Raw genomic sequence first — 19,682 nt, 5'->3', positions numbered from 1 at the left:
TGCTGCAAAAAGGGCGGGCGGCCTATTACCACCCGCCCTTTCAGGGAATTACATTCAGATGTAATTACTTGGCGATGACGCGGACCATCTCCAGAACCTTGTTGGAGTAGCCCCACTCGTTGTCATACCAGGAAACGACCTTCACAAAGGTCGGATCCAGCGCGATGCCCGCCTTGGCATCGAAGACGGAGGTCTTCGCTTCGCCGCGGAAATCGGTGGAAACCACGCACTCGTCGGTGTAGCCGAGAACGCCCTTGAGTTCGCCCTCGCTGGCTTCCTTCATCGCCTTGCAGATCTCTTCATAGGAGGCCGGCGTCTTGAGCTCGACGGTCAGGTCAACGACCGAGACGTCGGAGGTCGGAACGCGCATCGACATACCGGTCAGCTTGCCGTTCAGCTGCGGCAGAACCTTGCCCACCGCCTTGGCAGCACCGGTCGAGGACGGGATGATGTTCTCGAGGATGCCGCGGCCGCCGCGCCAATCCTTCTTGGACGGGCCGTCGACGGTCTTCTGCGTCGCGGTGGCGGCATGGACGGTCGTCATCAGGCCGCGGACGATGCCGAACTTGTCATCGAGAACCTTGGAGATCGGCGCCAGGCAGTTCGTGGTGCAGCTGGCGTTGGAGATGATCGCCTGGCCGGCGTAGGTCTTGTGGTTCACACCGTAGACGAACATCGGGGTCGCGTCCTTCGACGGAGCGGACATGATGACTTTCTTCGCGCCGGCGGCGATGTGCTGCTTCGCAAGCTCTTCGGTCAGGAAGAGGCCGGTGGACTCGACGACGACTTCCGCGCCGACTTCGTTCCACTTCAGATCAGCCGGGCTCTTCTCGGCGGTCAGGCGGATCTTCTTGCCGTTGACGATCAGCATATTGCCCTCGACCGCGATCTCCGCGTCGAATTTGCCGTGAACCGAGTCATACTTCAGCATGTAGGCGAGGTAGTCCGGATCGAGCAGGTCGTTGATCCCGACAATTTCGATGTCATTGCTGAAATTCTGGACTGCGGCGCGGAAAACCATCCGACCGATACGACCGAAACCGTTGATACCAACTTTGATCATTTTGACGTTCCTTTAGTTGATGTTAGGGGTCAAGTATAAAAATATCGATGTATCTGAAATATAACCCGCTTTTCTGAAATGTCAAACGCTTCAACAACTTAATTCCCCTCTTTTGCGGCAGTTTCCCCCTCTTTGACGGATTTCCGCATGGCACGGACCTTTTTTCGTGCTATAGTAAACACGGAAATTTCCGCCGGCACCAGGCTGACGCCAGACCCGGCGGCAGAAACAAATCCAACGGAGATCATGCCGATGAAATTCGATTCCGCCCTGATCCGGCGCGTTCTGCGCGACAACCGCGCGCTGCTCGTGCTTCTCGCCGCGGGTTTTCTGCTGCGACTCGCGGTCGCCCTGCCGGGACTCTGCAGCGATCCGGAAACATGCTTTTCGCGCCCCGACACCCCGGGATATCTCGGGCCCGCGCGCGTCCTCGCCGTCGACGGCCGCTATCTCGACGAACCCGGCGGCGCTCCGAACTGCGGACGGGCACCGGGATTCCCGTTCTTCGCCTCTCTCGTCTTCCGGATCGCGGGGGCGGAGAACACCGTTGCTCTCGTTCTCGCACTCATCATCACGGGGGCGCTGATTCCGCTGGCGGTCTACCTGGCAGGGACGGTCTGGGCCGACCGCCGCACCGGGCTGTGGGCATGCGCGCTCACCGGATTGAACCTGACGATGATCGCCCAGTCGCCGATGCTGCTCTCGGATACGCTGTTCGGACTTCTCGCCGCCATCGTACTTGTCTGCTACGGAATGTTTTACCGAAAACACGACATCCGTTTTTTCGCGCTCGCGCTCTTTCTCGCCGGAGTCGGTGCGCTGATCCGCCCGATCAATTCGGTCTGGATTCTCCCGGCGCTCTTTCTGCTCGCCGTCACGCCGGAGCTCGACTGGAGACGAAAACTCGCAGGTGCCCTTGCCGGAACCGCGCTCTTCCTGCTCCCGCTGCTGCCGTGGATGGGACGAAACGCCTCCCTCGGCGCGGGCTGGTCGATCGATACGAACACCGGCGCCATGTATCATCAGAACGGAGCCATGCTCCTGGCCAAAGTCAACGACACGAGCTTCGAGGCCGAAAAGGCGAAGATCCTCGCCGAACTCGAAGTCGAATTCGCCGACACGGCGAAGTATCCCGACCTCAAAAGCCGCAGCGATTACCGGCTGAAGAAATTCCGGGAACTCATCTTCGCCCATCCGCTCGCATGGCTGCCACAGCACTTCCGACCGCACATCCTGCTGCCAGACGCGCCGACTTTCTTCGAGATCCTCGGCGTCACCAGCGCCGGGCGCGGCACCATGGACGTCATGCAGAAAGAGGGGCTTTTTGCGGCGGTCAACCACTATTTCGGCGGCAAACTCTGGGTGCTGCTGCCCGTCGTTCCGCTGCTCGGGATCACGCTGGCGACTTATCTGCTGGCAGCCTGGAAACTCATCGACTGGGTTGTTCATCTCCGGCGGAACTGGTACTGGATCTTCCTCTTCCTCGCATTCGTCGAGTATTACTTCTTTCTGCCGGGTCCGATCGTCGCGCCGCGTTACCAGATTCCGGCGCTGCCGTTCCTCGCGATCATGGCCGCCATGCAGCTGCCCGCACTCGGGCGGCTCCTGAAACGACTCCTGAAAAAAACAAACGACGCCGCCCCGCAGGGAGCAGCGCCGCAGAATCCGGCGTGAGCCGGACTCTCCCACGTTACGCGCAGAAGAGGAAGTAACGTGCCATGATATAGACCGAGGCAAGCACCATGCTGCCGACAGCCACCGGCACGCCGTATTTCAGGAAGCCCGTGAAACTCACGCTGTGACCGTTCTTTTCGGCGATGCCGACCGTCACGAGGTTCGCCGCCGCACCGACCAGAGACGCATTGCCGCCGAGGCAGACCGCCAGCGCCAGCCCCCACCAGAGCAGATCGCTGCACGCTTCGCTGCCGCGGAACGCCGGCGAGGCGCTGATGAACGTCGCCACAACCGTCACCATCGCCGCAGTGAACGAAACGTTGTTCATGACCGCCGCGGCAATCGCGCTGATCCACATGATGACGAGCACCACCACCGGAACCGGCCATCCCTCCATCAACGACAGGAAACTGCCGATCTTGTCCATGAGTCCGCAGGCAGACGCTCCGCAGACGACGATGAACAGCGCCATGAAGAAGAAAAGCGTGCTCCACTCGATCTTCTCCAACGCATGGTCCACATCGACCTTGCAGATACACAGCGCAAGCGCGGCACCCGACATCGCCACCACGCAGGGCTGCAGCCCGACCGCGCCGTGCACGAGGAAGCCGAGGATCGTCAGAATCATCACAATTCCGCCGCGAATCAGATTGCTGCGATCGGAGATCGCCGCGCGCTCGTCGAGCTCCATGATGAGCGCGCGCTTCTCGACCGTCACGCGCATCCGCTTCGAGTAGTAAACCCAGAGACAGATGCAGTAGATCACCATCAGCACGAGGATGAACGGAGTGAGATTCATAAGGAAATCCATGAAGTTCAGATCCGCAATCGAACCGATGATCAGGTTCGGCGGGTCGCCGATCAGCGTCGCGGTTCCGCCGATGTTCGACGCCATCGTCTCTGCCATCAGAAACGGCACCGGCGGCACGTCGAGCTCGTTGCAGACGAGCAGAGTCACAGGCGCAACCAGCAGAATCGTCGTCACATTGTCGAGAAACGCCGAGAGAAACGCCGTCGCAAATACAAGCAGAATCATCGTCCGGATCGGCAGTCCCCTCGCCAGTTTCGCGCAGCGGATCGCCACGTACTGGAAAAGTCCCGTTCCAGAGAGCAGATTCACAAGCAGCATCATGCCCGCAAGCGTAAACACCACGTCGAAGTTCGAATAGCGGGCGAACGTGTCGAGCTTGTCGTAAAGCCCGGCCTTTCGTTCGATTTCACTCGGACCGGTCGCGTCCGCCAGCGCCTGTTCAGTCTCGGCGAGCGCTTCCGCGGCTTTCGCCTGCGCTCCGGCGGCCTGCTCCGCAACGGCGGCGGGGACCTGCTCCGCAACAGCGGCGGGAGCCTCCACCGCAACCGGTTCCGCGGCCTCCTCGTGGGAACCTCCACTGTGGCCGGGCCCCGGCAGAATCACAATCAGCATAAGCATCGCACCGAGCAATGCCGCAACCGTTTTATGCACCTTCTCCGATGCAATCAAAACATAGGTCCCGATAAAAATGATCGTACCTATCCAGAAAATCAGGGTCGAATGTTCCATAGGTGACAACTCTTATCCGCGCAGAACTTTTTTGACAATATACTTGACCATGATTTCACCGATATATTTGTTGTCGGCGTCGATGACGAAGCAGGTGCGCACTTCATTCTTCACCATCTTCACGGTAAACTGAATCAACGGGGTTTCCGGATGAACCGTAAGCGAGGGTGCTCGCATGTAGTCGCGCACCACGTGCTGATTCTCCTCCTGGAAAATCCGGTTGAACGGCTCGAAACTCGTGAGAAAATCGAGATTCTCCATCCGGAAAATGTACTCCGGAATAAAATTCTTCAAGATATCCATTGCCTCGAGCTCCCCGACCAGACGGTCGTTCGCATCGAGCACCGGAATCGTGCTGCTGTCGCCACGGCTGAAACAGTCGAGAGCCGTCGAAAGCGTATCGCCCTCATGCAGAACGCACTTGCCCGTGACCATCACATCTTCGGCCACAAGGTTGCTCCGGACCGTCACATTCGCCTCACGCAGCACTTCGAGAAATTCCGCCGCGCTCTTCACGCCGGAAAGCTTCTCGAGGTTTCCCGGTTGCGACAGATAACGCACCATCGCCGAGAGCGACTTCAAATAAAGGTCGCTCGTGTCCTGCGAGATCAGCGACATCACCACCAGATTGCACGGTGAAACATCGCACTCCTTGAAATGCACCGGCTTCGGCAGCACCCCGATAATGATGTAGAGATCATCGAACTCCGGCGCACGCAGATGCGGCATCGCACATCCCTCATAAGGAATCTGCAGCGTATCTTCCCGCTCGAGCATGCCGGAGACGATCCGGTCGATGTCCATCTGGCTGCCGAGAACCGCCTGGGCTTTCTTGAGCATATCCGCATAAATACCGGAACGGCTCACGCCGTTGACGTTCGTAAAGATCAGCTCTTCATTCAGAATCGATACCAGCTTCATCTTATACTCACTTTCCGTTGTTGCTTAAGGTTAAACGGGGAGCTCTATGCCCCCCGGACTCCATCTCACATGCGGTTGACCACCGCCTCGGCAAACCCCGAGCAGCTCACCTCGGTCGCCCCCTCCATCAGCCGCGCGAAGTCGTAAGTCACCACCCGGTCGGAAATCGCCCGCTCGATGCCGCGACTCACCAGTTCCGCCGCCTCAACCCAGCCGATGTGGCGCAGCAACATCTCGCCGGAGAGCGCCAGCGAACTCGGGTTGACCTTGTCGAGCCCGGCGTATTTCGGCGCGGTTCCGTGGGTCGCCTCGAAGAGCGAATGGCCGGTCGTATAGTTGATGTTCGCCCCCGGCGCAATGCCGATCCCGCCGACGCAGGCCGCGAGCGCGTCCGAAACGTAGTCGCCGTTCAGATTCAGCGTCGCAATCACGTCATACTCGTCCGGGCGGGTCAGGATCTGCTGCAGGAATGCGTCACAGATGCAATCCTTCACAAGGATCTTCCCCTCCGGAGCCTTCCAGTCGCAGTCCGCCGCAACGACGGCGCGGTCGGCATACTCGCGCCGCACGAGGTCGTATCCCCAGTTCTTGAAGCCGCCCTCGGTGAACTTCATGATGTTCCCCTTGTGGACCAGCGTGACGCTGCGGCGCTTGTTCGCGATCGCATAGTCGAGCGCCGCACGGATCAGCCGTTCGCTGCCCTCGATCGAGACCGGTTTCACGCCGATGCTGGAGCTCTCCGGGAAGCGGATTTTCCGAACCCCCATCTCGTTTTGCAGGAAATCGATGACTTTCTTCGCCTCCGGAGTCCCGGCATTCCATTCGATTCCGGCGTAGATGTCCTCGGTGTTCTCCCGGAAGACGACCATATCGGTCTTTTCAGGATGTTTCACGGGAGAGGGCACACCGTTGAAGTAGCGGACCGGCCGCAGGCAGACGTAGAGATCGAGCTCCTGACGCAGTGCGACGTTCAGGGAACGGATGCCGCCGCCGACCGGTGTCGTAAGCGGCCCCTTGATTGCAATGAGGTACTCGCGGATCGCATCGACAGTCTCACCCGGCAGCCACAGCTCCTCGCCGTAGACCTTGTTGGCTTTCTCGCCCGCGAAGAGCTCCATCCAGGCGATTTTGCGCCGATTTCCGTACGCTTTCTCCACGGCGCGATTCCAGATCCGCATCGACGCGGCCGTGATGTCCGGCCCGATGCCGTCGCCCTCGATAAACCCGATGATGGGCTGATCCGGCACCTGGAGTCGGCCCGCGGCATCGGCGGTAATTTTCTCTCCCGCCGGAACTTTGATCTTCTGATAGGACATTTCAGTCTCCCCTGCATTGCTAAAAGTCGCTCATTATAATATACAGCCGCGGGACTCGATCTGCAAGTTGGAACATTCACGAACTCCGAACTTTTTCCATCCGCGCGCGCTTTGCGCCTTGCATTCCGGAAAAAACGGATTATGATATGGAAGATAATAGCCGGCAACCCTTTCCGGGAGAGAAAATACCATGAAAAAATGGAACGTCCTCATGTTCGCGGCCGCGATGGCCGGATTGACTGTATTTGCAGCGGAGCAGCCCGCACCGGCCTCCACATCGGCCGCGGAGCCGACATCGACGGAGTCATGCGGCAGCAGCTGCCCCTCGTTCGAGTGGCCGCCGCGCATCGGAATCTACATCTCCGACACTTCGGCGGCAAGCCGTCCCGGCACGGTCGGAATCAGCCTGACCGGTGTATCGGAGGGGGAGTATTTCGGCGGAATCGGGTTCGGCTTTTTCGGGGAAGATTTCTCCAGACAGAGTGTGCACGGACTCTGGGCCGGATGGTATGGCGAAGTGCAGAGTCAAACCGGACTCCAACTCGGATTCGTGAATGCGGCGTGGCAGCTTGCCACCGCACAGGCGGCCGCCGGAGCGAATACCGCGGAAACCTGCAACGGGGTTCAGCTCGCAGGACTCGTCAACAGCGCGACCGATCTCGCCGGTTTTCAGGCGGCGGGATTCGGAAATCTCACAACGACGGCGAACGGAGTCCAGTTCGCGGGACTGCTGAATCAGGCGGAATACGGCAGCGGCCTGCAGCTTGCGCTTTTCAATGTGACCGGAGCACCGCTCGAAGATCCCGACCGTGAACCGAGCGGGGTGCGCCCCGGATTCGTCGTGCAGACGGGGCTGGAAAACTACAGCGTGGACCGCAGGGTGTTCCAGCTCGGGCTCTACAACAGCAAGAGCGCGCCCGGCTTTCAGATCGGACTCGTGAACTACTCCGAAACCGGGCTGCTGCGCTGGATGCCGTTTTTCAACTGGTAAAAGCAGAGATCCGCCTCAGTCAACGCCCGCCTTGCGCGTCCATCTCCTCTTCGACGACGGCGAGAAGTGTTCCGAGAACCGGCAACGTGATGCGGCTGCCGCTGCTCTCACCGGTATGCAGATTGCGGATCCTCCGGGCGCCGTGAATCACCAGATTCTGCGGAGCGGTCGAATTGTTCGCGACGAACAGCAGCTGCCCGTAAGGGGCCTGCCGGACCGTGTGGAACTCCACACCTGTGACCGGAAGTCCGTCGGGTCCGCAGACCCGGATCTCCGGCAGCGCCCCGATGCGGGAAGCGGCTTCCGAGAGGATTTCCCGGAGTCTGCCCGGATCATCGGTCCGGTTGTGCCGGATCTCACCGGGGATGTCGTCTCCGCCCCATGCCCCGATCCGGACAAAGAGACCGCCGCCGCGGCAGAAATCGCGCAGCGCCTGCGAGGTTCCCTCCTCCACGGCCGGGACATCAACGGCGACCAGCGCGCGCACGCCGTCCAGCCCGCCCGATTCCAGCTGCCTCTCATCCACCACCCGGATCCCCAGACCCGAAAAGAGGGACGCCTCGTAAAGGCGTTGAAGAGAATGCATCGACTGATCGCCGCAAAGCAGACGGCTTTTCCGGCTGTAAAGCAATGCGATCGGTCGGGGCCGGTCCGCCAGTGCCCGATAAATTCCGGAAAAATGCCGAATCAGCGCCGCCGTCCGGGCATAACGGATCATCAGCGGCACGTCGCTGGCGATGTCGAAGCGGTCGACACTCGGGCTCATCACCCAGATCGATCCCGCCCGCAAACCGTGCATCACATTCTGCTGCATCACCATTTCGAGATATTCCGGCGGCGTCCGGGCGTCGATGGCCGCGATATGCCATTCGCTGTCAAAGAGCGCTTTCCCGCGGTCGCTGCCGGAGACGAGATCGTAATAGAGCGACTGATACATGGTGTTGGCTGCGAATGTTCCCTCCCGGGAATACCGGTCGGCGTAGGCGTCCGTGCCGATCAGATCGCTGAAACCGGAGATCGCGAGCCGGTCGATGCCGTCCGGGACTTCCGCCTCATCGCGTTCTTTCGAGTCGCTGTCGATCCAGGTATGGCCGAACTCCCACGGCAGCACTTTCACATGGGTGGGAAGGGCGACGGATTTCCGCACGGTTTCGTGAAGTTCGCGCAGATGTGCGGTTCCGACCTCCGCACAGAACAGACTCCAGTCGTAAAACCGGTTTTTCCGCGTCCTGTCCATCGCCTCCCTGCGGGAGATCGTAATCTCCGGAAAATCGGCGTATGAACTCCCCCAGGAACGGTTCACTTCCTCCACGGTGCCGTACCGTCTCCGCAGAAAATCCCGGAATCGCGCCTGCATCGCCGGCGAGTAATCCTCATAACCGGGTTCGTTGTCCAGACAGATGGAGACCACATTCGACTCTCCGCCGAGACGCGGAATCAGATGATCCAGATAGGTTCTGCACATTGCCCGGTAATCCGGATGAATGATGGAAGCACTCAGAAACCCGTGTCCCGCCACTCTGCCCTCCTCATACGAACCGGTCCACTCCGGATGTTTGTGCAGCAGAAAGGGCGGCGAATAAGGGGCGACCAGCATATCGACCCCGATCCCGTAAAATCCGAGCCGCCGCAGCGACGGCAGGGTGCGACTGCGGTAATGCGCCGCATTGAATGTTCCGTCCGGAAACATCAACTGTGCCGGCCAGACCGAATCGGACACCAGATCGCACCCGAGCCGGGCGAGTTCCGGCGCATAGTTCCCGAGCTCCCAGCCGATGAATCCGAAGTGAAACCCGCGATCATCCGGCGAGAAGAACCGCTCAAATCCGGCACTTTCAAGCGGAATCGACGGCTCCGGCTCATGCGGTGCCGCAAGCCGGGCGGCCTCCTCCTCCAGAGCGTCAAGATAAACTCCGAAGTTTTCCCGCCGTCCGATGTGAATCCGCTTCCACAAGGAGTCCAGCGCGATCCGGATCGCGGCCCGGCCGGCCTCGTCACGGTTGAATTCCGCAGGGGGCACCGTCAGCGGGAAGTCAAAGGCCGGATCCGCCAGCAGCCGCCGATCGACTTCGGCGAGCCGGGCGAACTCAGGGCCGCGCTCGGGGAAATCCGGCAGACGCACCGGCGTGGCCGGCTCTCCGGCGGACACCGTCAGCTGCCGATAGTGACCGAACGCCCCGGGAATTCCGCTCACGGTTTGCGCCAGCGCGATGGAATACTCGCCGGGCGGGAGGTCGCCGCTGTCGAGCTGAACCCAGGTCCGCCCCTCCATCTCCAGCCTGATTCCGTCATTCCCCCAGATCAACCGCAGCGGAAAATGTCCGATCTCATCGAGCAGCGGCCAGGAGATCCGCGTCATGCCGCCGGATTGCAGCCGGAAGCGGCCGCGGCGGACGAGATCGAGTTTCAGCACTTCGTCACCCGAAGCGTCACGAATCAGCAGCAGATTCCCGTCCAGCAGCAGCCAGGTGTGCGGCAACGCGGGCTGAAATTCCAGCGCAATGGTCAGCGGGCCTCCCTCATGATGGAACGTCGACACCGGGAACACCGTCCGACCAGGCGGAAAATTCCCCGTCCCGGCAGGGCGGAAGTCGAGCAATCCGCCCGCGGCAAGAGAAAATATCCCCGGCAGCGTCACCGCCAGAAACAGCCGCTGCACCCATCGAAACAAACGATTCATCTTCTATTCTCCAGATTTCACCATAATTGAAACGGCCTCCTCTCCCGGCGGACAGATGAACCGGAGCGTATCAAACTCCCGCCCGGCAATCCGCCGACTTTCCACCGGTCGCCCGTTGACGATGACTGCCGCCGGTTTCCGCGTCCAAACCGGGAGTGCGATTTCCACCTCCCGCGTCACTCCGGACTGAAGTTCGAGCCGCGTTCCATCGAATCGGAACGAAATGGTCTCCCCATGTCCGACCGGAAGTTCTCCGCAACCGCCCCCATCCGGCAGAACCGGCTGAAGCCGGAGCTCTCCCCCCGGAAACGAGACGCCCAGAATCCGGTCGAACATCTCCTGCAGAAAGACCGCTGTCTGTTCGCAATTTCCGCTGTCGACGGTGTAATCCCCCTCCGGATCTTCGGTATACGCACACCAGAGATCCCGGTGATCGGCGAGAAAATCCCGGATGTATCCGGAGAGTTCGCGGGGACGGTGATGAAACCACCATTCCGGGTAGAGATTGGAGGGTCTCCGAACCGTTTCCCGGAGAAACGCAAACCCGTCCCGCAACTCGCTCGCGCGCCCGGTTTCCGCAAAATATCCAAGTTGCCGGGCAAAAAATTTGCCGAGCAGCATGAAACGCCGTCCGGGAGTCTCCCCGGTCACCAGCGTATGAGTGTCCCAGCGGATCGCGCTCTCGGTCCGCAGCCGCTCATAGGCGTTTTCCCACGCCTCGGGCCGTCCGGCATACCAGCGGCGGCAGTAGAGAATGATCCAGTTCTCCTCCGGCATGAAACCGCCGCGATGAAGAGAGTACGCGCTGCGGTAAAATCCACATTCCGGATCGAAGAGCCGGGCCTCGATACCGGAAGCAAGCAGCTCGGAGCATTCCGCAAATTCCTCTGCGGCACGATCATCTCCGAACTCCGCGGCGACCCGGCCCAGCGCGGCCAGCCCGCTGTGCATGGCGGTGTTGGTGAAAAGATCCAGCAATCGTTCCCTGCTCCCGTCGAACCCCTGTTCATTGTAGTTGCCCGCATCGAGCAGCTGAAACTCCGGATGATAATGGCGCGCCCAGGTGCCGCGGCAGATTCCGCACAGCTGCCGGTAGAGCACCTCATTTCCGGCCTCCGGCCCGGTCTGCCGGACACAGCGTTCCAATGCCCGCGCCAGGTGGCCCGGCGTATCCACCTGAATCGTATTGGCGCGGATGGAACCGTCCCGGCGATAGACGTGCGGCAGATAATACTGCCCCTCCGGAACATGCTCCAGGCTGAAACGCAGAATGCGCGTCCCGAGCTCCGCCAGCCCGACCGAGGCGAGCACTCCCGCCGCCTCGGCCGCATCGCGCGGATAATGACTTGTGCCGTAACATTTGATATTGTTCTCTTCGCCGTAACTGGTCTGGCAGAAGCCGGTCGGATCGACCCGGTCGGCGAGAGATTTCAGAGAGCCCCAGAAAAGCGCATTCAGAAAAGTGTCCCCGAAATCAATCTCGCAGGCGATTCCGAACGTCTCCCGGAGTTCCCGCCGGGCGCGCTGCGCCAGAGCCCGGCTGATACGGTCATCGATCAATGCGGGTTTCATCTTCACTGCCCGCCGAACACCTGTTCAAATCCGTACTCATTGAGAAGTTCCGCTACGGTCTTCCCGTCAACGTGCCCGTCGAGAAAGGCCCCGTTCGCCCGACCCGAATGACTGTGCCGGGTCAGATTGTTGGTCATGCCCCCGTTGGGATAAGCGTAGACCAGAACGTTCTGTCTGAAATCGACCAGCGATACACTGTCGGCGTAAATCATGTAAACGGCCGGCGAACGACGCTGATTTTCCGGAATCATCGGGTTATCCATGCGGACACTCCAGAATGGATTCGCCCACCATTCATAGGAGATCACACCATACGTGGCGTAATCCGCAAACTCATCATTGATGTCATAACTCGTCGGCTCCCAGCCGGGGCAGTTGAACACATCCGACGGCTGCAGATAATTCTGCTCCTGCATCAACTTCCAGTGGGTGATCGCCGTGGCGGCGTTTTTCTGGTAATAGGGACCGGGAAGCACTTTGTTGTCGTTTCCGTACATCGCTCCCGCCAGCCCGAGCTGTTTCAGATTGTTGGTGCAGCGGCTTGACCGCGCAGATTCGCGCGCCCGATTCAACGCCGGCAACAGCATCGCCGCCAGAATCGCAATGATCGCGATCACCACAAGGAGCTCGATAAGCGTAAATGCCGCCTTTCCCGTCACAGAGCCGTGGGCGGCTGGGGGCGTGTCCGCCGCCTCCCGCACCCCCTGCGGCCGGCAAGATGCCTCGTTGGGGAGCGTTGCTTGGCCGTGGGCGGCTGGGGGCGTGTCCGCCGCCCCCCGCACCCCCGGCGTCCGGCAAGGTGCCGGTGCCGCGTACGGGTCGGAGTCGGACTCGGCTGCGGTCGGCCGGCGCGGGGAGAAAGAGCCGCAAAAACGCGAACGGCTCTTCCCGCTTTTCTGCGGAAAGATTTCTTCGCGTTTTTGCTCCACTTCGCCGCTTGCCGAGCGGAGAATTTGTTGCGGGGCGATGATCGGCCGATGGGATGTTTGATGGTTGGTTGGTACGGGGAGAGACGCGCTCTTACGAGCCGCTTTCTCTCCCCCGAACCCCTCTCTTCTACTGCCGGGCGCGGGAATGGGGTGCGCGGCGGAAATCAGGCGGGCACTGGGTTTCCGACAACTGGTAACGACCTGAAATTCGATCAGTTTGAAAAAATTTCTCATCATCTCCCGGTTCTCCTTATTGCGGGTTATTGAAATTCGTACTCGAGCCTCTGACGATCAGTTCCGGAATAATCGTGAGCGGCTCCGGCATGGGTTCTGCCGGATCGATCGCATGCATCAGCACCTGAACCGTATGGGCTGCGATGGGGCGGAGCGGCAGCCGCAGCGTAGTCAGCGCCGGGAACGTGACCACAGCGATCGGAGAATCGTCGTGACCGATGATCGACATGCGTTCGGGCAGACGGATTCCGCGTTCGATGGCGCGGCGGATCAGCCCGGCGGCCACCCCGTCGTTTCCGGCGAAAACGGCGGTTGCTTCACTCGCAAACAGCTGATCGGCAACCTCATATCCGGCCTGCAGCGTCCCGCCCGGCGCCTGAAAGATCCGCGTGGGAATCCCCATAAGCGCCATCTGTTCGCAGTAGGCGGTAAGGCACGGATCGGGCAGCCCGTTCTGCGCGCGACTCTCCGAGGGAATGATCGCGATATGGCGATGACCGAGTTTGAACAAGTGGGCCAGAGCGGTCCGTGCCCCGGCGGCAAAATCGATTACGAGCGGAGATTCCCGATGACGGCGATAAGTGACGACCGGGATGCCGCCGGCGAGCTCCTGAGCGTCATCGGCGTCGAGTTCCGGCAGGGTATTCAGGATGCCGTCGACCATACCGCTGCGGAACTTTGCGAGCAGGGAGCGTCCGTCCTCGATTCGGTCGGTGGTGCCGAGCACCATCTGGATCGAATGGGAAGAGAACGCGCGTCCGAACTCTTCGAGGAGGGCGGTATTGTGAGGGGTGTTCAAACTGTCGACGAGGACGCCGACCAGACCGGTTCTCCGGGTGTTCATGACGCGGGCGGCGAAATTCGGGCGATAACCGAGTTCCTTGACCGCCCGCATAACCTGGCTGCGGACTTCGGCGCTGATCCGGCGTTTGCCGCTCAGCGCATGGGAGACCGTACTTTTGGAGACTCCCAGATGGTTCGCCACATCGGCGATCGTCACATGCCCGTTCATCGTCACTCCTGCCTTATCAATCAAAAATCAAACCGGTTTGATTATATTATAGCAAACCGGTTTGATTTTGTCAAGAGCAAAACGGAAAATTTCTGAAAAAAGAGCATAAACCCGAGAGCGGTCTTAACAGCGGGTTGGGGCTTGTAGAGTTTTAGAGTGAGGCTATATTCGAGCTCGTGCGGGAGGCTGGATTCAGACGGTTGGGGCTTGTAGAGTTTTAGAGTGAGGCTATATTAACGAGGGAATCACTATCCCACCCGTTGAAGTTGGGGCTTGTAGAGTTTTAGAGTGAGGCTATATTGATCCAGTCGGTTCTTCCGGATGAGGTGTTGTTGGGGCTTGTAGAGTTTTAGAGTGAGGCTATATTCGAGCTCGTGCGGGAGGCTGGATTCAGACGGTTGGGGCTTGTAGAGTTTTAGAGTGAGGCTATATTGACGGAAACAGTAGCTGGAATCACAATTCCGTTGGGGCTTGTAGAGTTTTAGAGTGAGGCTATATTCGTCCTGCATAACACGTACTACCGCACGCGGTTGGGGCTTGTAGAGTTTTAGAGTGAGGCTATATTTCCCTGGGGGCAGCTTGGCATTATCGACCCGTTGGGGCTTGTAGAGTTTTAGAGTGAGGCTATATTTTCAACGACGATGGAGCAACTCCGAAAAAAGTTGGGGCTTGTAGAGTTTTAGAGTGAGGCTATATTCGGTTCGGCGATGTTCATGTTACACCCTCTGTTGGGGCTTGTAGAGTTTTAGAGTGAGGCTATATTAATAATAACATTTCAAGAACAAAACTTGAGTTGGGGCTTGTAGAGTTTTAGAGTGAGGCTATATTTTCAACCTGTTTCTTGCTTTGCTTTGCGATGTTGGGGCTTGTAGAGTTTTAGAGTGAGGCTATATTCCATTCGGCAGAGGCGAATCCTCGCCGAGGTTGGGGCTTGTAGAGTTTTAGAGTGAGGCTATATTCTGATGCCCGTGCTTCCGAACTCGTTTGTCGTTGGGGCTTGTAGAGTTTTAGAGTGAGGCTATATTTATATCAATTATATTACATCATTATAAATCAGTTGGGGCTTGTAGAGTTTTAGAGTGAGGCTATATTTACAGTCTGAATGAGATCGAAGAGAAGATGTTGGGGCTTGTAGAGTTTTAGAGTGAGGCTATATTTTGCTGTTGTTGCTCATTTCTTTCTTCCTTGTTGGGGCTTGTAGAGTTTTAGAGTGAGGCTATATTGCATCTGCCATAATATTTTGATTGGCAACGATTTCAATATGGCATATCCTCAAAAAAACGATTGAAATCCGGTGGACGGAACGCGAAAATCCCCGCTTTTCCGACTGAAAACCGGACTAAAACAACAACAGTTGTTCCGGCTTTTCTTCGTTTTTCTTTCGCCGCTTGCCGTAGAAAGAGACCATCTCGCCAAACTGCTTGTCCGTAATCGCCACCAGACGGACATATCCCCCGGGAGGAACCGCCCCGCCGATATAACGGTAGTATTTCCGGGTGTTCTCCCGTGAGGCGCAGAACCGGGCGTAAACGGAATATTGCAGCTGCATGAATCCCTCTTTCTGCAGATACTTCCGGAAACGCACATACTCCCGTTTCTCCGCGTTCGTCACAACCGGCAGATCGAACATGACCATCAACCACATGGATTTGATCCTCGAAATCATCTTCCGTCAACGATAGTTCAGTTTCATTTCTCCGCTCAAAAACGACTCCGCCAACTGCTGAGCGGAACTCCGCAACAGATCGGAAATCCTCCACTCCTCCCCAGCGCGGGTCTCCCGTCTCTCAAGCAAAGCCCGGAGCAGTTCCGCCCGCAAAGGCCGGGTCAGCTCCCCGACTGCGGCATTCTCCGGATTCAGTTCCGCAACTTTCCGGTCAATCACGCAGCGGAACGGTTCCATCAGGTCATCCGCCAGACAGCAGGAGTCGTAACGATTGTGATGGTGAATCCCCAGCGTCGGATGCAATCCCGCCGCACAACAGGCCCGGGCCGCCATCGCCCGCAAAATCGCATAACCGTAGTTCAGCAGCAGATTGTTGTCCGCGCTCTCCCGGTCACGCAGAAACGGTGTGCAAAACAGATTTTTCCAGTAGATCACAGCGGCTCTCCCCTCCAGATTCTCCGGATCGCCTGAGTTGACCGCCGCACTGAGTTTCGCCAGACCGAAATCGTCTCCATGCAGTTCCCGCAACAGCGCCCCCTGCCGACGGATCTTCTCTTTCACCACGCACTGCCACAGGCGTTTGCGCAACGGCAAAGAGGCGTCCGCCTGCGCCCGGAACCGTTCACTCTGAACATAGTTGCCGTTCAGCGGCAGCTGCATGGCCGCCGGCAGGCGGTCCCGGCCGCAGATCACCGCCACACCGCCCGCCGCGGCAAGCTCGGCCAGCAGCGCCCCGGTGACCGTCGCCGCCGGATTGGCGAGAATCAAACACTGCAGTTCCGCAACCGGAAGCGTGGACGACCTCCCGTCCGGCAGCTGGATTTTCAGCAGGTGATTCTCCAGCGAAAGGTGTGCCGCCGTATCCGCAATCTCCACGATCCGGTCAGTCATTGGCCCGCTGCAGCTCCCCGAAGAGATTCATGTTGTACTTCTTCATGCCGCCGTTGAATGCCGCCGTCACCGTCGGCGTATACCACGCTTTTGCAGCCTTAATCTCTTTCTGCATTCTCGCATCGTTGACGGCCACGCAGGAAAACTGCGGCAGCGAAACCCCGCGGATGACACAGAGCAGCTCCCGGCCGTCGCGTTTCCAGGAGACGATGTCGCCTTTCTGCAGCGAAAATTTGAATTTCATCCCGGGGCGTTCGCGCTCGAACGGAGGCAGCCCGCGCTGGTGCCGCAAAACGGCGTCCAGAAGCGAAACGATCTCTCCCTCCCAGGCGACTTCGTTGCCCCGGTCGTCCAGCCGGGCGAAAATCGCCAGAACATAATTCTCGCCGTTGGCAACCTCGCGGCGGCCGTCACCCCGGCCGATCGTCCGGGTCTGCTGTGACCGGCGCACCCGGACTTTCCGGATCGTGTTGACGACATTGCCGGCGCGATCCCGCATCACCGGGAGATTCGCCGGATCCTTGAACTGCTTCAACATCGCTTCCGTCGCGGCGCCGGGGTCCGTCACGCCGAGCTTGCTCAGAACCGCCCTCTTCACTGCGGCGTCGACGATATTCCCGAGCTCTTTCACCGGGAGCGCATCCAGGGCGATCCGGATATGCCGCTCTCCGGTTCCGGGGCGGAAATCCCGGCTGTAGAACGTCTCCTGATGCAGCGCGCCCCGCAGTTTGTTGACCACGTGGTGTGAAACGGCGATCTGATCGAGCCGGCTCTTCGCCTGTCGGAAGAGTTCGTTGTCCGCAAACTCTTTCGATTCGAGCATCCTGCGGCGCTCCTCCGGCGAAAGCCCCGCCGCCCACCGGACCATCTCCGGCGTCGTCAGCGCGATCGTCAGCGCGTCGATCGCATGGTGCCGGTGATCGTCCCGGACTTTCTCCCCCTCGCCCAGCAGATGATTGCCGCCCCACGCCCGGCGGATCAGCGCGGTGCAGGTGCCGGAAGTCGCAAAAATCCGCTGCTTCCCCGTCCGGTCGACAACGCCGCCGTACAGCTGCCCGAGATACTGCACCGCAAGTTTGCTCGCGTAACGGGTGTCGTTCAAATTGCGGGCGAGAAACTCTTCGGGCTGCACTTCCGTCATCTCGAAGAGTTCGAGTTTCCGCTCCGCCGCACTCCCTTTGAAACGGGCAACCCGTTCGAGCATCGCCTCGTATTCATCGCTGCCGCCGAACGCTTCGTAAGGCGTCCGGTTTCCTTTCCGCGCATTGTACTCCCGCAGACAGAGCGTCTTGTTCAAAAATGAATCATCGAACGAGCGCGAATAGGGGATGATGTGTTCGACCTCCAGACGACCGCTGAAGAGATCCCCGATCTCAAAATGCTCTCCGGAATAGGGACACTCGAAATTGCACTCTTCCGCGAGCAGAAGTTTCAGAATGTCATTGCGGGACGGATTCTGAATTCCGGCCTCTTCCGCGATCCGGGCCGCAGCCGCCGCCCGGAGTTTCTCGCGGTCGCGGTTTCGTTTCAAGGCCAGCTCCCTCTCGCGGCCCGTGGATTTGAGATCGCGCGAGAGTTCGATCCGGATCCGGTCCGGTTTGCCGTAACGGCCGATCAGCGCATTGACCGTCCGCCGCAGCTCCGTCAACACCCGGTGCACGACCGGATTGCGCAGATCGATGCCGCTGCGGTCAACCAGATCAAGCTCCGCTTTCTCCTCGCCGCATTCCGTCGGGTGCGTGCACTTCAACACGGTGCTCAGATCGATGCCGGCTTCGAGTTCCGGCAGCAGTTCCCGCAGCGCTTTCAGGGAGAATGCGCAATACCCCTCCGGCATCGCCAGACCTGCGACCTCGTCGATCCGCTCCTCCGGCAGTTTCCAGTGGTCTCGCAGACGTTTGCGCAACACCTCCTCTTTCCGGATCGAGGCCAGATCGTTGAAAAAGCGTTCCCGTTCCTCCGGCGGGAGCGTTGCGGCTTTTTCTCCGAACGCCCGGAACAGAATGTTCTTCAATTCATTTCCGCAGACTTCCTTCTCCTCATCGGCCAGAGTGAACTTCTCTCCGCGCGTCAGACCGACCGCTTTCTGGAGCTTTGCGAGCGTGATTCTGCCGTTTTTCCTGAACTGCGGCGAAAAACTGTTCAGAAGCTTCACCGCCGCCCGCGACTTCTCCTCCGTCAGGGAACGGATCACACCGCCGGATTCGACCCGGAGATTCCGGACGGTCGTGTAAATCCGGAACAGCTGCGCCTCCTCCCGGGCGAATGAACAGCGCGGCAGATCCGGATACAACCGGCAGCGGCCGATCAGATGTCGGCACGATTTCAGCGGACGCTGGTAAAAAATCGCCCGGTAGAGCGCATTCTCAAGCTCTTCCGGAATCAGATGCCGCTGCGCCCGGCAGATCCGGCGGAACTCATCCTGATACATCGCCCGTTCGGTGTAGCGGCAGCGAACCCGCTCCGCCTCCGGATCGACCCCGCAGAAATATTCCCCGAGCGTCCGGGCGCCGGAATTCCGGATCGCCTCCTTAAGCCGGTGAATGCCGGATTTGACTGCGCCCGCCTCCTTTTCATCTTTCGCCTCCTGTTTGCGGTTGCTCAAATATCCGCGCCGCTGGGCGAGATGAAAAAGCGCCCGGGCCAGCTCGTCCGGCTTCAGCGGCTGATCAAGCGCAAGTTTCCGGTAGAAATAGGGGATGAGATGGGCTTTCCGCCGAAACTCCTCCGACGGAAACAGCCGCAGCAGCCGCCGATCGATCTCCTGAAAAAACGCCTGATCGGGCGCTGATTTCAGCAGCCCGCCCGCAATCAGAGTTTCGACGAGCTCCCGTTTCCGCTCCCGGCGGCGGAAATACTGCAGCCGCAGCGCCCGCTGCCGCCTGCGGTCGGCACAGCGTGAGGTTCCTTTCCCGGAGGTGAGGTCATCCACTCCCGCCTGGAAGATCCGGCTGCCCCAGTGAATCAGTTTATGTGTTCCGTTCTCCTCGTTCACCAGCGCCCAGCCGATCGAGGCGACACCCAGATCGAGTCCCAGTGTGACCACTCCCATTCGCTCCCTCTTTCTGATTGATATTACCGTAAACGGATGACTTTTCAATAAAAAAATAATTCAAATGAGCCAATTTCAAAAGTATTGGCTCTCTCGTGTTAATCACTTGTTTTTTCGTGCGTCAAAACCGTTTCGGCGCAC

Annotated in this window: 13 protein-coding genes and 1 CRISPR repeat array; of the genes, 2 read left to right on the top strand and 11 right to left on the bottom strand. The window is 59.3% G+C overall.

Annotation, left to right across the window (positions count from 1 at the left end):
* Positions 1 to 64 precede the first annotated feature (64 nt).
* Positions 65 to 1,063 carry a type I glyceraldehyde-3-phosphate dehydrogenase gene (gene gap, locus Q0J85_RS10455; protein ID WP_294481204.1) on the bottom strand — a complete coding sequence of 333 codons (999 nt, stop codon included), beginning with the start codon at positions 1,061 to 1,063 and terminating at the stop codon, positions 65 to 67.
* A gap of 252 nt (positions 1,064 to 1,315) precedes the next feature.
* On the opposite strand from gap, the gene Q0J85_RS10450 reads away from it, so the two are divergent.
* Complete coding sequence (locus tag Q0J85_RS10450; RefSeq protein ID WP_294481202.1) at positions 1,316 to 2,737, top strand: glycosyltransferase family 39 protein; 1,422 nt, start codon at positions 1,316 to 1,318, stop codon at positions 2,735 to 2,737.
* A 16-nt stretch (positions 2,738 to 2,753) separates the two neighbouring features.
* Here Q0J85_RS10450 and Q0J85_RS10445 read toward each other — a convergent pair whose 3' ends face one another.
* The 3 genes from Q0J85_RS10445 to icd all read right to left on the bottom strand — a co-directional run bounded on the left by Q0J85_RS10445 (position 2,754) and on the right by icd (position 6,514).
* Positions 2,754 to 4,277 carry an ArsB/NhaD family transporter gene (locus Q0J85_RS10445; RefSeq protein WP_294481201.1) on the bottom strand — a complete coding sequence of 508 codons (1,524 nt, stop codon included), beginning with the start codon at positions 4,275 to 4,277 and terminating at the stop codon, positions 2,754 to 2,756.
* Positions 4,278 to 4,289: 12 nt separating this feature from the next.
* Positions 4,290 to 5,198, bottom strand: a complete 909-nt coding sequence (locus tag Q0J85_RS10440) for a PTS sugar transporter subunit IIA (protein ID WP_294481200.1) — start codon at positions 5,196 to 5,198, stop codon at positions 4,290 to 4,292.
* A 65-nt stretch (positions 5,199 to 5,263) separates the two neighbouring features.
* Positions 5,264 to 6,514 (bottom strand): NADP-dependent isocitrate dehydrogenase, encoded by a 1,251-nt coding sequence (gene icd / locus Q0J85_RS10435; RefSeq protein ID WP_294481199.1) that lies wholly within the window; start codon positions 6,512 to 6,514, stop codon positions 5,264 to 5,266.
* 190 nt (positions 6,515 to 6,704) lie between these two features.
* On the opposite strand from icd, the gene Q0J85_RS10430 reads away from it, so the two are divergent.
* Positions 6,705 to 7,505, top strand: coding sequence for a hypothetical protein (locus Q0J85_RS10430; protein WP_294481197.1), 801 nt, complete (start codon positions 6,705 to 6,707; stop codon positions 7,503 to 7,505).
* A gap of 19 nt (positions 7,506 to 7,524) precedes the next feature.
* Here the strand turns inward: Q0J85_RS10430 and Q0J85_RS10425 are convergent, their stop codons facing one another.
* From Q0J85_RS10425 to cas9, 7 genes are all read right to left on the bottom strand, one after another.
* On the bottom strand, positions 7,525 to 10,185 hold the full coding sequence (locus Q0J85_RS10425) for a beta-galactosidase (RefSeq protein WP_294481196.1): 2,661 nt from the start codon (positions 10,183 to 10,185) through the stop codon (positions 7,525 to 7,527).
* Positions 10,186 to 10,188: 3 nt separating this feature from the next.
* Complete coding sequence (locus Q0J85_RS10420; protein WP_294481195.1) at positions 10,189 to 11,757, bottom strand: hypothetical protein; 1,569 nt, start codon at positions 11,755 to 11,757, stop codon at positions 10,189 to 10,191.
* Between the two features lie 2 nt (positions 11,758 to 11,759).
* Positions 11,760 to 12,923: a DUF1559 domain-containing protein gene (locus Q0J85_RS10415; RefSeq protein WP_294481194.1), complete on the bottom strand. Its 1,164-nt coding sequence runs from the start codon at positions 12,921 to 12,923 to the stop codon at positions 11,760 to 11,762.
* A gap of 13 nt (positions 12,924 to 12,936) precedes the next feature.
* Positions 12,937 to 13,932 (bottom strand): LacI family DNA-binding transcriptional regulator, encoded by a 996-nt coding sequence (locus tag Q0J85_RS10410; protein WP_294481193.1) that lies wholly within the window; start codon positions 13,930 to 13,932, stop codon positions 12,937 to 12,939.
* A 133-nt stretch (positions 13,933 to 14,065) separates the two neighbouring features.
* Positions 14,066 to 15,155: direct repeats of the CRISPR family, unit length 36 nt; unit sequence GTTGGGGCTTGTAGAGTTTTAGAGTGAGGCTATATT.
* Positions 15,156 to 15,271: 116 nt separating this feature from the next.
* Positions 15,272 to 15,598 (bottom strand): CRISPR-associated endonuclease Cas2, encoded by a 327-nt coding sequence (cas2, locus tag Q0J85_RS10405; RefSeq protein ID WP_294481192.1) that lies wholly within the window; start codon positions 15,596 to 15,598, stop codon positions 15,272 to 15,274.
* 6 nt (positions 15,599 to 15,604) lie between these two features.
* Positions 15,605 to 16,489 (bottom strand): type II CRISPR-associated endonuclease Cas1, encoded by an 885-nt coding sequence (gene cas1, locus Q0J85_RS10400; RefSeq protein ID WP_294481189.1) that lies wholly within the window; start codon positions 16,487 to 16,489, stop codon positions 15,605 to 15,607.
* Complete coding sequence (gene cas9 / locus Q0J85_RS10395; protein WP_294481185.1) at positions 16,482 to 19,541, bottom strand: type II CRISPR RNA-guided endonuclease Cas9; 3,060 nt, start codon at positions 19,539 to 19,541, stop codon at positions 16,482 to 16,484. The genes cas1 and cas9 overlap by 8 nt, the downstream gene beginning before the upstream one ends.
* Positions 19,542 to 19,682: the final 141 nt, after the last annotated feature.

This window comes from uncultured Victivallis sp., assembly GCA_944389935.1.
In the GTDB taxonomy this organism is placed as follows: Bacteria; Verrucomicrobiota; Lentisphaeria; order Victivallales; family Victivallaceae; genus Victivallis.
This window is presented reverse-complemented; position numbering and strand designations above follow the sequence as displayed.

Coding starts and splice junctions, on each gene's coding strand:
- Q0J85_RS10430 (WP_294481197.1), top strand. CDS start 6,705: ATGAAAAAATGGAACGTCCTCATGTTCGCGGCCGCGATGGCCGGATTG.
- Q0J85_RS10450 (WP_294481202.1), top strand. CDS start 1,316: ATGAAATTCGATTCCGCCCTGATCCGGCGCGTTCTGCGCGACAACCGC.
- Q0J85_RS10420 (WP_294481195.1), bottom strand. CDS start 11,757: ATGAAACCCGCATTGATCGATGACCGTATCAGCCGGGCTCTGGCGCAG.
- cas2 (WP_294481192.1), bottom strand. CDS start 15,598: ATGATTTCGAGGATCAAATCCATGTGGTTGATGGTCATGTTCGATCTG.
- Q0J85_RS10440 (WP_294481200.1), bottom strand. CDS start 5,198: ATGAAGCTGGTATCGATTCTGAATGAAGAGCTGATCTTTACGAACGTC.
- Q0J85_RS10410 (WP_294481193.1), bottom strand. CDS start 13,932: ATGAACGGGCATGTGACGATCGCCGATGTGGCGAACCATCTGGGAGTC.
- cas1 (WP_294481189.1), bottom strand. CDS start 16,489: ATGACTGACCGGATCGTGGAGATTGCGGATACGGCGGCACACCTTTCG.
- Q0J85_RS10425 (WP_294481196.1), bottom strand. CDS start 10,185: ATGAATCGTTTGTTTCGATGGGTGCAGCGGCTGTTTCTGGCGGTGACG.
- Q0J85_RS10445 (WP_294481201.1), bottom strand. CDS start 4,277: ATGGAACATTCGACCCTGATTTTCTGGATAGGTACGATCATTTTTATC.
- gap (WP_294481204.1), bottom strand. CDS start 1,063: ATGATCAAAGTTGGTATCAACGGTTTCGGTCGTATCGGTCGGATGGTT.
- icd (WP_294481199.1), bottom strand. CDS start 6,514: ATGTCCTATCAGAAGATCAAAGTTCCGGCGGGAGAGAAAATTACCGCC.
- cas9 (WP_294481185.1), bottom strand. CDS start 19,541: ATGGGAGTGGTCACACTGGGACTCGATCTGGGTGTCGCCTCGATCGGC.
- Q0J85_RS10415 (WP_294481194.1), bottom strand. CDS start 12,923: ATGATGAGAAATTTTTTCAAACTGATCGAATTTCAGGTCGTTACCAGT.